This window comes from Atopobium minutum 10063974, from assembly GCF_000364325.1.
Lineage (GTDB): Bacteria > Actinomycetota > Coriobacteriia > Coriobacteriales > Atopobiaceae > Atopobium > Atopobium minutum.
In genome coordinates, this window is sequence record NZ_KB822533.1 from 114,498 (window position 1) to 128,556 (window position 14,059).

12 protein-coding genes, 1 tRNA gene and 1 other RNA gene are annotated in these 14,059 nt (G+C 51.8%); 2 read left to right on the forward strand and 12 right to left on the reverse strand.

Annotated elements, in window-relative coordinates; genetic code table 11:
* Window positions 1–82 precede the first annotated feature (82 nt).
* The 10 genes from HMPREF1091_RS00505 to ffs form a co-directional block, all read right to left on the reverse strand.
* A tRNA-Asp gene (locus HMPREF1091_RS00505) sits at window positions 83–159 on the reverse strand.
* A gap of 121 nt (window positions 160–280) precedes the next feature.
* A complete protein-coding gene (locus HMPREF1091_RS07890) occupies window positions 281–1,192 on the reverse strand; it encodes a hypothetical protein (RefSeq protein WP_002562870.1) in 912 nt (303 codons plus the stop codon).
* A gap of 14 nt (window positions 1,193–1,206) precedes the next feature.
* Window positions 1,207–1,815 carry a recombination mediator RecR gene (gene recR / locus HMPREF1091_RS00515; protein WP_002562871.1) on the reverse strand — a complete coding sequence of 203 codons (609 nt, stop codon included), beginning with the start codon at window positions 1,813–1,815 and terminating at the stop codon, window positions 1,207–1,209.
* An 8-nt stretch (window positions 1,816–1,823) separates the two neighbouring features.
* Window positions 1,824–2,138: a YbaB/EbfC family nucleoid-associated protein gene (locus HMPREF1091_RS00520; RefSeq protein ID WP_002562872.1), complete on the reverse strand. Its 315-nt coding sequence runs from the start codon at window positions 2,136–2,138 to the stop codon at window positions 1,824–1,826.
* A gap of 17 nt (window positions 2,139–2,155) precedes the next feature.
* Window positions 2,156–4,597 (reverse strand): DNA polymerase III subunit gamma/tau, encoded by a 2,442-nt coding sequence (gene dnaX, locus HMPREF1091_RS07895; RefSeq protein WP_002562873.1) that lies wholly within the window; start codon window positions 4,595–4,597, stop codon window positions 2,156–2,158.
* Window positions 4,598–4,709: 112 nt separating this feature from the next.
* Complete coding sequence (gene pflA, locus HMPREF1091_RS00530) at window positions 4,710–5,528, reverse strand: pyruvate formate-lyase-activating protein (protein WP_002562874.1); 819 nt, start codon at window positions 5,526–5,528, stop codon at window positions 4,710–4,712.
* Between the two features lie 16 nt (window positions 5,529–5,544).
* Window positions 5,545–5,796, reverse strand: coding sequence for an autonomous glycyl radical cofactor GrcA3 (gene grcA3, locus HMPREF1091_RS00535; protein WP_002562875.1), 252 nt, complete (start codon window positions 5,794–5,796; stop codon window positions 5,545–5,547).
* Between the two features lie 69 nt (window positions 5,797–5,865).
* Window positions 5,866–8,004, reverse strand: coding sequence for a formate C-acetyltransferase (pflB, locus tag HMPREF1091_RS00540; RefSeq protein ID WP_002562876.1), 2,139 nt, complete (start codon window positions 8,002–8,004; stop codon window positions 5,866–5,868).
* A 172-nt stretch (window positions 8,005–8,176) separates the two neighbouring features.
* Entirely contained in the window at window positions 8,177–8,821 is a 645-nt protein-coding gene (locus tag HMPREF1091_RS00545; protein ID WP_002562877.1) for a DedA family protein, read from the reverse strand.
* A 90-nt stretch (window positions 8,822–8,911) separates the two neighbouring features.
* Window positions 8,912–9,007: signal recognition particle sRNA small type (ffs, locus tag HMPREF1091_RS08170), an RNA gene on the reverse strand.
* Window positions 9,008–9,177: 170 nt separating this feature from the next.
* Between ffs and ade the strand changes: the two genes are divergently transcribed.
* A complete protein-coding gene (gene ade / locus HMPREF1091_RS00550) occupies window positions 9,178–11,004 on the forward strand; it encodes an adenine deaminase (RefSeq protein ID WP_002562878.1) in 1,827 nt (608 codons plus the stop codon).
* A gap of 72 nt (window positions 11,005–11,076) precedes the next feature.
* Window positions 11,077–11,745 (forward strand): hypothetical protein, encoded by a 669-nt coding sequence (locus HMPREF1091_RS00555; protein WP_002562879.1) that lies wholly within the window; start codon window positions 11,077–11,079, stop codon window positions 11,743–11,745.
* Window positions 11,746–11,759: 14 nt separating this feature from the next.
* On the opposite strand, the gene pgi is transcribed toward HMPREF1091_RS00555, so the two are convergent.
* Window positions 11,760–13,466 carry a glucose-6-phosphate isomerase gene (gene pgi, locus HMPREF1091_RS00560; RefSeq protein WP_002562880.1) on the reverse strand — a complete coding sequence of 569 codons (1,707 nt, stop codon included), beginning with the start codon at window positions 13,464–13,466 and terminating at the stop codon, window positions 11,760–11,762.
* A 32-nt stretch (window positions 13,467–13,498) separates the two neighbouring features.
* On the reverse strand, window positions 13,499–14,047 hold the full coding sequence (locus tag HMPREF1091_RS00565) for a hypothetical protein (protein WP_002562881.1): 549 nt from the start codon (window positions 14,045–14,047) through the stop codon (window positions 13,499–13,501).
* Between the last annotated feature and the right edge of the window lie 12 nt (window positions 14,048–14,059).

A 14,059-nucleotide genomic window follows, 5' to 3' on the forward strand; every position in this document is an offset into this window, starting at 1 on the left:
ATACCATTTTAAGGCGCAAACGTACGAGGCACATCATCACAATAAAAAAGAGCCTCTTAAAAGAGGCTCTGAAGCAGGCGAATGGCGGGATGTAAGGGACTTGAACCCTCGACCTCCGACGTGACAGGCCGGCGCTCTAACCAGCTGAGCTAACACCCCGTGCTTAAGTGCGAAGTAGATTATATCTAGAGAAGACCGGTGGTGTCTAGTACTTTTCTCAAAAAAAGTTTGAGACAGCCGTACACACAATTCCTTCTCAACCGCACATCCCAATATCCGCTTATGCCAACGGCACCGTAGTGGATGCGTTATTGGCGTCGGTCAAAATCAGCGAGCTCTCTTTAAGTTCTACTTTGGAAAGCACTCCGTTGCCCTTTACGGGATTGCCTCCCTTGTCGGAAACCTTAGCAGCCACCGAACCGTCACCCATGGTCCACGCCACAATATCCCAGCTGCCATCAGACAGATTTTCTGGAATGATAAGCGCGCCATCATACAGCACCATACCTACTGGCGTACCTTCAAGCTTAGTAAGCTCAAGAGGCTCGGAGCTACCCTTTGCCGTGCGGGTAAGAGAATAGCTGCCATCATCATTCTTTTTAAAGGCATAAGAATAATCATCGTAGGTAATGGCATCATCTTTGCTTGCCTGAGTGCGCTCTACGCGCGTTCCCTCAGAATTAGTAGTCGGCTTTTTGAACAGCGTAAGGTTTACAACAACAAAAATAGCTATGACGACAACAGCAGCGAGAATAACCACCAGCAGATGCTTACGCGATACCGTGGTTTTTTGGGTATGGGTAGTAACGTTCTTGCGTGCCTTGTTGGAAAGCTTTTGAGAAGAGCGTTTTTTACCCTTGCGGCTTGCACGCACAGCGGCAGCACCAGCAGCAGCTGTGGAACGATTGGAAATAACCGCGCCTTCGTCACCAGAAAGCGTAGCAAAAGAGGATGTGTCATCCAGCGGGGCAGGACGCGGCGCATCCGTAGACGTCGCCGAAGAAGCCACCACCTCTTCTGACGCAGCATCTAGATCAGTAACCGGTTCAGCTGACACAGGGGCTGTGGGGATGGTTTTGCGGGTAGGCGCAGGTACGGGACGCTGTGAAACAGGCCGTGCACCAGCTGGAGCCTCTCCCCTAAAATGCCGACCCCTACGAGAATCTGGGGAATTGTTGTCTGTTACGGACATCTATATCCTTCCTGCTATGCCTCGCGACGCGCCTCAATAGCACGACCCAACGTCACCTCGTCAGCATATTCAAGGTCTCCGCCAACGGGAAGTCCACTTGCCAGGCGAGAAACCCTCACTCCTAAAGGCTTAAGCGTGCGCGCCAAATAGGTTGCGGTGGTCTCTCCCTCCACATCCGGATTGGTAGCCAGAATCACTTCCGTCACATTGCTATCAGACAGACGCGCTACCAACTCCCGCACATGCAGCTGATCTGGACCAATCTTATCCATGGGCGAAATAACACCACCCAATACATGATACAAGCCCTGATATGCACCGGTGCGCTCAATTGCTGCAACATCACGAGGTTCAGACACAACACAGATGCTTGTTTGATCACGGCGCAGATCTTCACACACATCGCACTTCTCGCGCGTGGCGTAGCTAAAGCAAACAGGACAAAAATGCACCTGCTGTTTAACATCGAGAATAGCTTGCGCCAGACGCTGTGCCTCTTCTGAATCCGTTTCCAGAATATGATAGGCAATGCGCTGCGCAGATTTAGGACCAATACCCGGCAGGCGTCCCAATTCATCCAACAGGCGCTGAAGTGCACGACTTTGACTTACTGTTTCTTCCACAGCTTAGCCTACATCAAACCTGGAATATTAAGACCGCCCGTAATAGCGCCCATCTGCTGACTTGCAAGTTCCTGTGCCGAGTTAAGAGCATCGTTAACAGCTGCCATAACCATATCTTGAAGCAGTTCTACATCGTCTGGATCCACCGCTTGAGGATCAATCTGAATGGAGGTAATACGCATATTACCGGTAGCGCTTACCTTAACCATGCCACCTCCCGCGGAAGAAGAAACTTCTGCATCTTTAAGAGCCTCTTCCGCCTGAGCAAGCTGTTCTTGCATCTTACGAGCTTGTTTCATCATTTGAGCCATATTCATACCCATAGTAAGCCTTCCTATTTTTAATCTTCCTCGCTGTAGTTTACAAAATCATCGTCCGCCGTGCTCCCAAAGTCCGCCTGATCCATCCCCTGCCCACTGTCTTGGCCATCTACGTTATCCGTCACAGCCGTATCCTCTACAAGAGCGTCGTAGAGATCCGCCTCTTCCTCACCCTCCGACTCTGGCGCAATGGTCGTAAGCGTTACAGGCCCACCAAACACATCTTCAAGCAGAGCTGTAAGGTCACTTGGAACCTCTTCGGGAAGAGCGGTTCTTGCCGAGAAGTACGAGTCTGCTGTCTTGCCCTGCTTAGTGCGTTTTGTTGCCGGCTTGGGCTTAGCGGCAGGTTTTGGCGTGCTGGCGGCAGGGGTTGTAGGTGTAGGTGTTGGTGTAGCCGCAGGCGATGTTGATGGTGCCTGGCTCTCTTCCCAAGGCGCAGGCTCAATATCACCGTATGCATCTATCGGCACACGCTCCTCAGCTGATGGCTCTGACGCCATTTTTGGTACCACGGCTATACCTGCTGGAGATTCTGGCTTTGGCTCAGATTTTGGTTCTGGTTCTGACTGGTGCTCCGGTGCCGATACTGATTTTTGCTGTTTTGGCACTTGCTGAGGTATTGGTGTAGGCGCAGGCGCAGGTGTTGCTATAGGCTGGGCGACCAATGACGAAGCCCCTGCCTGAGCCGTTGGCATATTGGATTCAACATATTCAATACCGCGCTGGCCAAACACCTCTGCCACCACCGATTGAACTTCCTTCATAACCTCAGGACGAACCAACATATTCATAGCAAACTTGGAGCCTGCAGGCAGGCTTACCGTAAGCATCTCACCAGAGTCTGCAACAAGTACTGCATTCATAAGTAACGAGCTGCGAGAAGGAGCTTTTTGGCGCAGCGTATCCAAGACCTGTCCCCAACCGCGCATAAGCTCAGGGCTACCAGGTGCAGATGAAGAGATGGACGAAGACGCAGTTTGCTGAACGGTTGGTTTCACAGCCGGGGCCGGAGCCAGCACTGGGTCCGGGGCCGGAACTGGCGCTGTTACCGCAGGTGCAGACACCGGTGTAGGCTGCGGTGGCAAAGCGGTTTCGGCAGCGGTTGGCTGTGATACTGGGGTAGCCTCAACAGCAGAAAGCTGTGCCATAGGCGGTACGGCAGCAGCCTCCACGGGCTTCTCGACAGAGGGAGAAACGGTGGGAGCATCAGTGCGCTCGGCGGGAGCCGCAGAAGTGGCGGCTGCAGGAGGCGTAGGATCCGCAGCAGATGTGCTAGTCGTAGCAAACGCGGCTGTCGCGCAGGCAGCACCTTGGACAAGCTGGGCTTCAAGCACGGCAATACGCTCGGCAAGAGCCTCCAACGTAAGCTCAGACTCAGGGCGAGCCAAACGCGTAAAGCAAACTTCCAACACCAACCGCTGGTTGGTTGCCATGCGCATCTGAGAAGACGCGTGGCCCAGCTCTACCAAAATCCGAGAAAGACGGTCCACCCCACCCACAAATTGCTGTGCCTCTTGGGTGAGCTGCGCGGTTTCTTCCGCCGTGCCAACAATAAGCTTGGCAGGATTTCCACCAGCGGCAATAACGTACAGGTTACGAATATGCGCTGCAAGTTCACGCGTAAATTGTAGCAGGTCATGGCCGTTATTTACCAGCTCAGCGACCTCATTAAAAAGCGACACCACATCACGCTTGGCAAGGGAGGCGCTCACCTGACCCAGCTGCTGATTGCTGAGAGAACCCAGCAGGTCATTAACGTCAGTCAGAGAAATACTACCCGCGCCAAACACGGAGAGCTGCTCAAGCATGCTCAGTGCATCACGCAAACCACCATGAGCGTGGCGTGCCACCAACTCAAGCGCTGCCTCATCGTAGGTAAATCCCTCGGCAGTACAGATATACGCCAACCGTCCCGCAATATCGCTGGTAGAAATAGCATGGAAATCAAAGCGCTGAACACGAGACAGTACCGTGGCAAGAATTTTTTGAGGGTCCGTGGTGCACAGGATAAAAACAACGTGTGAGGGTGGCTCTTCCAGCGTCTTAAGCAAGGCATTAAACGCCTGGTTGGTGAGCATGTGAACCTCATCGATAATATAGACCTTACGCTGTCCGCGCACAGGTGCATAGTTCACATTGTTGATAATTTCATCACGTACGCTATCTACACCCGTACGAGAAGCAGCGTCAAGCTCATATACATCAGGGTGTTCACCTGCTGCAATAAGCTGGCAATCCTCACAATTACCGTCGGGCAGGCCATCCGTGCCCCCCTTGCAGATAAGCGCCTTTGCCAGCACGCGAGCCATAGTGGTTTTACCGGTGCCGCGAGGGCCGCAAAACAGGTAGGCATGACCGGTACGGCCTTCCATAACGGCACGTTTAAGCGTGTTTACAACATGGCTTTGACCAACCACGTCATCAAACGTTTGTGGGCGATACTTGGTATACAGCGATTCCATCCGCATGTCCTTAAGAACAAATCGGGTTCATTCTACGTTGAGAAAACCATTTTACTGATGCAGTTTACCGATGTTCTATTATACCCATGCGTCCTAGACAAGGATATGAGCCCTAAGCCTGGTGACTTGCTCTACCTGCGCGAACACGAGCACGTTCACGTAAAATCTTTTGTCGGATTTCTGGAACGCGCACAGGATCCATAGCGGGAACGCCCTCCAGTTTGTAAGGAATACCCAGCTGTTGGTACTTAGTCTTACCCATGGTGTGATAGGGCAAAACATCCAAGCCAACCACATTATCCCATTGGGCAATAATGCGGCCTATACCTGCAAGCTCCTCGTCTGTATCGGTAATACCAGGAACAACCACGTGGCGGATGATTACCGGAATTTTACGACGCGCAAGTTCGTTTCCAAAGGCAAGCGGATCGGTTTGCGGAAGGCCACAAAGCTCTTGATGCCCCACTGGATCAGAATGCTTAATGTCTAACAAAACCATGTCGCAGTGGTCCAACAGACGGGAAATCTCCTGGTAGTGTTGCTTATTATGCGGATTAAAACTGCTGCCAGAACTATCGAGGCAGGTGTGAATTCTGCCAGCAGGCGCCTTATGAGCTGCCTCAAATAAATCCGCCACAAAGCCTGCCTGTACCAGCGGCTCGCCACCACTTACCGTAAGGCCACCGGAGCGATAAAATGGGCGATTACGCTCAAAGGTTTTAAGAAGTTCTTTCACGGTAGTTTGGGTGCCCGCACCAATTTTCCAGCTATCCGGATTGTGGCAATAGGCGCACCGCATGGGACAGCCCTGCATAAAAACCACCATGCGGCAGCCCGGACCGTCTACCGTGCCAAATGACTCAATAGAATGGACCCGCCCACAACTTGTGAGCGGGTCTTTATATGACGTGTTGTCTGGTAACTCAGACATAGGTGCGCTAGTGCTCCTACATTGCCTCGTGGAACGTACGAGAAATTACATCATCCTGCTGCTTCTTGGTAAGCGAATTAAACTTTACCGCATATCCAGAAACACGAATGGTGAGCTGAGGATATTTCTCAGGATGTGCCTGGGCATCCAGCAGCGTATCCTTGGTAAAAACATTAACATTCAGATGGTGGCCGCCCTCGGCAACATAGCCATCAAGCATGTTAACCAGATTGTCTACTTGGCTTGGTGCAACATCACTCGTTTTCATAAGTGCTCCCTCCTAGAGCAGATACACGCACTGGCACACGGCCAGTGCGCACAAACTATTAGCTCGCTACTAATCTCGATCGGACAAGCCCTCTGGTGCAGAAGCATCAGCGGAGCAAGCGCAATCTACCGCATTCTCAAAGCTCACATTGCTAAAATCCAAATCAGGCATATGACCTAGATCAAGCTCAGTGCCGTTAAACATAACGTCCTGGTTCTTGCCCAGCGCGTTAGGAACAATACTAAAGGTGTTAGAAATACCATCCTGAGCATCTGCAAAAGGTAGCTTGGCAACGGAAGCCAAAGAAGCAACAGCGCCGTGCGTATCACGATGGTGCATGGGATTGGCACCCGGAGCAAAGGGCTGACCAGCGCGACGGCCGTCAGGAGTGTTGCCCGTAGCGTTACCGTAGACAACGTTGGACGTAATGGTAAGGATGGACGTGGTGGGTACCGCATCACGATAGGTGGGGAACTCACGGATAATAGCCATGAACTTCTCGACAATATCATGGGCGATAAGGTCTACGCGGTCATCATCGTTACCATACTTGGGGAAGTCGCCCTCCGTTACAAAGTCGGTAACCAGACCTGTCTCATCTCGGACAACCTTGACCTTAGCGTACTTGATTGCGGACAGAGAGTCTGCCACAACGGACAGGCCAGCAATGCCCGTGGCAAACCAGCGATGAACATGCTCATCGTGCAAAGCCATCTGCATGCGCTCATAGCTGTACTTGTCGTGCATGTAGTGAATGACATTGAGCGCGTTGACATACACGCCAGCAAGCCAGCGCATCATGTCCGTATACTTGTCCATGACATCATCAAAGTCCAGGTAATCGCCCTCTACAGGACGGAACTTAGGACCAATTTGCTCGCCAGTCTTCTCGTCACGGCCGCCATTGATAGCGTAGAGCAGGCACTTGGCAAGGTTGGCACGTGCACCAAAGAACTGCATTTCCTTACCAATGCGCATGGAGCTTACACAGCAGGCAATTGCGTAGTCATCGCCGTGGTATACACGCATGAGATCGTCGTTCTCATACTGAATGGAGCTGGTGCTGATGGAGATCTTTGCACAATAGCGCTTAAAGCCCTCAGGCAGGCGGGTAGACCACAAAACCGTAAGGTTGGGTTCGGGGCTGGTACCCATGTTCTCAAGAGTGTGCAGATAGCGGAAGCTGGTCTTAGTTACCATGGAGCGGCCATCAATGCCAATGCCGCCGATGGACTCCGTTACCCACTGAGGATCGCCCGAGAAGAGCTCGTTGTACTCAGGGGTACGAGCAAACTTAATCATACGCAACTTCATGACCAAGTGGTCGATGATCTCCTGCACGTCCGTCTCGGTCAAAAGACCTGCGGCCAGATCACGCTCTGCATAGATGTCCAGGAAGTTGGAGTTACGGCCAATGGACATGGCGGCACCATTTTGCTCCTTAACAGAAGCGAGGTATCCCATGTAGAGCCACTGAACTGCCTCTTGGAAGTTCTGAGCAGGACGACCAAGATCCAGACCATAAATGGTGCCCAGCTGCTTAAGCTCTTTAAGGGCACGTATTTGCTCAGAGAGCTCCTCACGATGGCGGATAACCTTTTCCGTCATGGTGGAAGAAGTACCGTTCTTCTGAGCATTCTTGTCTGCAATCAAACGATCCACACCATACAGTGCAACGCGACGATAATCGCCAATAATGCGGCCACGGCCATATGCGTCGGGCAAGCCCGTAATAATGTGACTGTGACGACAAGCGCGCATCTCAGGCGTATAGGCATCAAATACACCAGCGTTATGCGTCTTACGATAGTTGGTATAGATGTCTACGACCTCAGGGTCTACGTGGTAACCATTCTGCTCACAAGCAGCAACGGCCATACGAATACCACCGTTGACCATAAGCGCACGCTTGAGGGGCTTATCGGTCTGTAAGCCTACAATTTTTTCTAGAGATTGATCAAGGTATCCCGCCTCGTGGCTGGTGATGGTGGAAACCACCTTGGTGTCCATGTCCAACACGCCATTGTGCTGACGCTCCTGCTCAAACAGGTCCATGACCTGATCCCACAGTTTGGTTGTTACCTCTGTTGGACCAGCAAGGAAGGACTCGTCACCATCGTAGGGGGTATAGTTAGATTGAATGAAGTCGCGAACATTGATTTCGCGCTCCCATTTACCACCCACAAAATCATGCCATGCGTCTTGCATACACCACACACTCCTTATAAAGGATTAAGCTACTATCCCATAGGATACTCGAGTATAGTGCATAGAATCGCATAAAAACTTGATTAAACTCAAAATGTTAGTAATTTACTAGGATTTGACTAGTAAACCGTGGTCAACTTTTTCAAATTTGTCTGGATACGGACTAAAAAAGCTAGTCTTTTTTGCCCATGCGGCTCTTAACCAAACCAACAACCGTTGGTATCACAGAGACTATCACAATGCCTACGATAAGTAATTCAAAGTGCTTTTGCACAAAGGGAATGCCACCAAAGAAATAGCCCAGCAGTACAAACACTGTAGACCACGTAAGACCACCCAAAATGTTATAGATCACAAAGTTGCGCCAGTGCATGCCGCCCATACCTGCAATAAAGGGCACAAAGGTGCGAATAAAGGGGAAGAAACGACCCAAGAAAATGGCAAGATGACCCCACTTATCCAGAAATGCCTCGCTTTTTTGAATGTGTTCAGGCGTAAGAGCCTTAACCTTGCCAGACTCAATAATCTTGCGCCCAAAAAAGTGACCAATCATAAAGTTACACTGATCGCCCAAAATTGCCGCGGCCCAAACCACAGCAAGCAGCAAAACGATGTTAAAACCGCCGCCCGCAGCAAAAAACCCGGAAGCAAATAGTAGGGAATCACCAGGTAAAAAGGGGAAAAATACCACGCCTGTTTCTACAAAAATAATGAGAAACACAAAGCCATAGGCAATAAGGGGACCCGCTGCAATAGCACTGGCAATAGCCGTGCGAGGGTCACGAAGCAAATGAACAAGGTAATTAAAAAATGACATACCAACCGTCCTTAAGGGCGTTACAAAGCAAGCGTGCTGGAACAAAGAAACCCTCCTGCCAACAATATGGTAGAAGGGCCTCAACAAGTACGCTCAGCGGGAACGGACGCCCGCCAGAGGCCCCTTATGGCTGCTGCCTCCCGGCCCTGACCAGGTTCGGAACATGGCGTCGCCCGAACCCGCTGAATGCACTAGCACCTTAGTATACGTACAACTGCCTTGCTTTTCTAGGTTTTCTCGCCGCTTCTTGCAACACCCATAAAAATAGTACGCTACAAATTGTTGACACCAAAGTTTGCTCTATAGGGTACGCTAGCTTTATTCCGTATCGTCCACGCCTGCCAGAAAGGTCTGTCATGCATAACACGTTTTGTAAAAAGCCCCTTTGGGAAGTGAACGACCGTCTGGTACGAGTGGCTCAGGGTCAGGAGCCTGCCGACACCGTACTTCGTCATGCAACTCTTGTCAGCGTTACCACACACGAGCTTCTACAAGATGCGGATATTGCCATTGCAAGCGGGCGCATTGCCTACCTTGGCATTGCTGGCCATACGGCTGAGCACTGCATTGGCGAGAAAACCGTGGTGGTAGATGCCACGGGCCTCTACGCCACGCCCGGTCTGATTGATAGCCACATTCACATTGAGTCTTCCATGGTTGGCCCTTCTGAGTATGCTCGTGCTGTTATTCCTCATGGCACCACGGCTATTCTGGCCGACCCTCATGAAGCCGCTAATGTTCGTGGCTTGGACGGCGTCAAATCTATGTGGGAAGACGCTGCTCGCACACCGCTTAAAGCCATGCTCACCACGCCTTCTTGTGTGCCAGCGGTACTGGGTGTTGAGGACACCGGCTCCAGCATCAACGCTGCCCAGATTGCAGAAACCATGACCTGGCCCCAAACCTATGGTTTGGGCGAGATGATGAATTTCCCCGGTATTCTAAACAATGAAAGCAATGCTCTTAATGAGGTGCGCGAAACCCTTAAAGCAGACCGCCGGATTACTGGCCACTATCCGGTGGCGGAGACCGACCGCGGTTTAGCTGCCTACATTGCCTGTGGTGTGAGCTCGTGCCATGAGTCGATTGCCATTGACGATGTCGTGGCTAAGCTGCGCATGGGCATGTGGGTCCAACTGCGTTATGGCTCTGCTTGGCATAATCTACCTGTCTATTTGCCCGCTTTGCTCGAAAAGGGCATTGACCTGCGCCACTGCCTGCTTTGCTCTGACGATAACCACCCCAACACGCTGGTCTCCGACGGTCATATGGACCGCATTTTGCGCAAGGCCATCGAGCTGGAATGCGACCCCATAACCGCCCTGCAGATGGCCACCATTAACTGCGCCGAGTACCTGGGCATCGGAGATGATATGGGCTCCATCACTCCCGGCAAGTGCGCAGATCTTGTTTTGATGCGTGACCTTACGAGCTTTGAGGCTGTAGCGGTATACATCGATGGTGAACTCGTGGCCCAAAATGGCACTGCCTGCTTTGAGGTTGAGCCTTTTGCTTGGCCTGAGTTTATGACCAACACGATGAACCTTGGTCGTGAGATCACGGCAGAAAGCTTCCGTATTCCTGTGCCAAGCGCAAAGGGTGCAAGCAGCCCGAGCAGCTGTAAGGTGCGCACCATTAGCGTTGACGCCGGACAGGTCATCACCAAAGATACCACGGCTACGGTACCTGTAGTGGATGGTGCACTGTGCGCAGATAAGGCTTCTGACCTGCTTAAACTATGCGTATTTGACCGCCACCATGGAGCAGAAGGCACCCATGCGTTTGGCTTTGTTCACGGCTTTGGCATCCACGGCGCGCTTGCTCAAACCGTTGCACATGACGCGCATAATTTGCTGGTCATGGGTGATAACGATGAGGACATGGCGCTTGCCGCTCGTACCCTTGCTGAATGCGGCGGCGGTGAAGTTGCTGTTGCAGATGGCAAGGTATTGGCCTTGGTTGAGCTTCCCGTGTGCGGCCTTATGAGTACCCTAAGCGCAGAGCAGGTTGCTGCTCAGGTAGAAAAGATTGAGCAAGCCTGGGTGGAGATGGGCAACACCATGCCCTCCCCCTTCATGACCATGGGCATCATGTCACTTGCTTGCATCCCCGAGTTGCGCCTTACCAACCGAGGCTATGTAAACTGCACTACCTTTACCATGGAGGACCTTATCGTTGAGTAGGTCTGAATAATTAGCTGAATGAGGCATTCTTTGCCCTGCTCAGCTTGGTGCCCAATTAAGAAATGAGGAACTATGGCGCAGCCACGCATTACCAGTACCCTTACCTTTGACGAGAAACTCTTTGAGGAGTACTTTGCGGGCAAAGATCGCCCGCTTAACCGCCGTGACGCCCTTATTTTTAGTATTGGTGATGGTCTACTCTTTGGCATTTGGTTCTGGGCGGGCATCCTCTTTAACTTTAATTTTAACCTTATGGGCTGGATCTTTGGCATAGTGGTTGGCCTGGCTTTGGTACTTGGTATTGCAGAAGCTCTTACGGGCGCTACCATTTTTTGGCCACGCAGATTGTGGCGCAAAACCTATACACGCTTTTTTGTGCGCCATGGTGTAGACAGCGATGCGCCCCGTCCTTGGACCTGCACGCTACGCAGCCATGCAGGTCCCAACCAGGTTGAGATGAGCTACCTAACCAAAGACGGCAGCTTTGAAGTCTTGAACCAGTCATACAAAAAGTTTGACCGCATTTTGGTAACCAAGCACCTTATTGTGCTTATCACCCACTTTGATCTGGGCAGCCCCTTTGATTTTTGGCATCGTGATACGTATGCAAACGCTCTTGCAGACCGCGAGGCAACTGAAGATGCCATCTTTTTACGAGGTTCCATCACAGGCATGGACAACAAGCCACTCAGTGACGAAGACTTTATCGCCTATGTTGGACGCAAGATATCACGGCACTAAAAGCTACCGGCAAGCTACCGGCGCTTATCGCGATAAAACGCTATGAGCGAGCGCGTCGATGCGTCCTGCTGCGCCAGTGCTTCATCATCATGGAAGGCAGGAGTGATCTGCTTTGCCAGCTGTTTGCCTAGCTCTACGCCCCACTGATCGTAGGAGTCCAAGCCCCAAACCGTTCCCTCAACAAAGGTGATGTGCTCATACAAAGCAACCAGCTCACCAAGGGCATGTGGAGTAAGCGCACTACCAAAGATAGAGGTGGTTGGCCTATCGCCACTAAATACGCGAGCGGGAACCATCCATTCTGGCGTACCTTCCGCGCGCACCTCATCCGCTGTCTTGCCAAATGCCAGCGCCTTGGTTTGTGCCAAGAAGTTTCCTAAGAACAGCTCATGGACATCCTGCTGACCATCACGAGTGGGATGGACAGGGTTAACAAAGGCGATAAAATCGCAGGGGATTTTACGAGTTCCCTGATGAATCAGCTGATAAAACGCATGCTGACCATTGGTGCCGGGCTCTCCCCAAAAGATCTCGCCCGTATCGGTAGTGGTAGCCGTGCCATCCCAACGAACAGATTTGCCATTAGACTCCATGGTAAGTTGCTGCAAATATGCTGGGAAACGGTGGAGATACTGGTCATAGGGCAGCACTGCATGCGAGCTCATGCCAAAGAAGTTGACATACCATACGTTAAGCAAGCCCATAAGCGCCACGACATTCTTCTCCAGAGGCGTGGTAGCAAAGTAGGTATCCATATCATGGAAGCCCTCGAGAAGCTCCTGGAAGCGCTGCTCGCCAAACGCCACAATAAGCGCCAGGCCAACTGCGGAGTCCACAGAATAGCGACCTCCTACCCAATTCCAAAACCCAAAGGCATTGTCTGGGTTGATGCCAAACTCACGTACCAGTTCCAGATTGGTAGAAACGGCAACAAAGTGACGCTCGATAGCGTTTGCAGCTGCCTGGTCTGAATTATCAATACTACCCGCTGCACGCAACGACTCCAACAACCAGGTCCTTGCGCCGCGAGCATTCGTAAGCGTCTCTAGGGTAGTAAAGGTTTTGGAAACCACAATGACCAGCGTGGTCTCTGGATCAAGATCAGCGGTTTTCTCGGCAAGATCAGTTGGATCAATATTGGAGACAAAGCGGCAGGTAATTCCTGCGTCGGCATAGGGTTTGAGGGCCTCGTACATCATATAGGGTCCCAGGTCAGAGCCACCAATGCCAATGGAAACCACCGTTTTGATACGCTTGCCGGTAACACCTGTCCACTCGCCGCTGCGCACCTTATGGGCAAAGGCATACATGCGCTTTAGCACCTCATGGACATCTGCTACAACATCCTGCCCATCCACCATAAGCGTGCCAGCCTGCTGGGCCGGGCGACGCAAAGCGGTGTGCAAAACGGCTCGGTCCTCGGTGGTGTTGATATGCTTACCAGCAAACATGGCATCGCGACGCTCCTCTAAGTGGACCTCGCGACCAAGCTGGCACAACAGCTCAACCGTACGCGCAACAAGCAAGTTTTTAGAGAGATCAAAACGCAAATCATTCACATCAAAGCTTAGCTTCTCCACGCGATGAGGATCCTGATTAAACCAAGTCTTGAGCAGATCAGGCTGGTTAAAGTCCGTATCATAATGCGTTTGTAGTAAAGCCCATGCATCTGTTTGTGTTACATCTATGGGCTTGTTGATTGCTGTGCTGATGTCTGACATATGATTTTCCTTTCACTGAAGGATCCACGACATTAAAACGGCTCTCCCAAAGCAGGAAGCTGCTTAAGAGCATGCCACATTTTGAGCTTAGATGCTTTATCTGACAGCGAGGCTTCAAATCCTCCGAGGTTAAGCACGCGCATGCCCAACAACATAACCAGGACGCCTTTATCGAGCATAGCATGCGTTATATCTGGCAGGGCTGCTAATTCATCTGCATAGGCCTCGCGCAAAACCTGGGCCGCTGCCTCATCACATACAATAATGGTATCGGGATCAAATGCGCACAACGCTTCTCGCAGGATGGCGGGGCTGAGGGGTGTACCACCTACTGTACAGCTGGACAGGCCACCCCAGGCTTGGGGCGCATAGCCCAAGCGTTCAAGTGCTGCACGCAGGGCAACTCCATCGGGACCAGAAAACAGCTGGGTTGTGTCCTCGGCGCTCAGCAGGCCCTTGAGTAATACGACGGATGCCGCAGCGTTACCAGCCATATACACACCGCGCACCGCAAGAGCTGTAAATTCATCCTGTGCCTTAGAAAGATAGGCCGCGCGACGGGTTTGTCGGTCATGTGCCATGCGTTCCACCAC

Coding starts and splice junctions, on each gene's coding strand:
- HMPREF1091_RS07890 (WP_002562870.1), bottom strand. CDS start 1,192: ATGTCCGTAACAGACAACAATTCCCCAGATTCTCGTAGGGGTCGGCAT.
- HMPREF1091_RS00520 (WP_002562872.1), bottom strand. CDS start 2,138: ATGGGTATGAATATGGCTCAAATGATGAAACAAGCTCGTAAGATGCAA.
- dnaX (WP_002562873.1), bottom strand. CDS start 4,597: ATGGAATCGCTGTATACCAAGTATCGCCCACAAACGTTTGATGACGTG.
- pflA (WP_002562874.1), bottom strand. CDS start 5,528: ATGTCTGAGTTACCAGACAACACGTCATATAAAGACCCGCTCACAAGT.
- grcA3 (WP_002562875.1), bottom strand. CDS start 5,796: ATGAAAACGAGTGATGTTGCACCAAGCCAAGTAGACAATCTGGTTAAC.
- pflB (WP_002562876.1), bottom strand. CDS start 8,004: ATGCAAGACGCATGGCATGATTTTGTGGGTGGTAAATGGGAGCGCGAA.
- HMPREF1091_RS00545 (WP_002562877.1), bottom strand. CDS start 8,821: ATGTCATTTTTTAATTACCTTGTTCATTTGCTTCGTGACCCTCGCACG.
- ade (WP_002562878.1), top strand. CDS start 9,178: ATGCATAACACGTTTTGTAAAAAGCCCCTTTGGGAAGTGAACGACCGT.
- HMPREF1091_RS00555 (WP_002562879.1), top strand. CDS start 11,077: ATGGCGCAGCCACGCATTACCAGTACCCTTACCTTTGACGAGAAACTC.
- pgi (WP_002562880.1), bottom strand. CDS start 13,466: ATGTCAGACATCAGCACAGCAATCAACAAGCCCATAGATGTAACACAA.
- HMPREF1091_RS00565 (WP_002562881.1), bottom strand. CDS start 14,047: ATGGCACATGACCGACAAACCCGTCGCGCGGCCTATCTTTCTAAGGCA.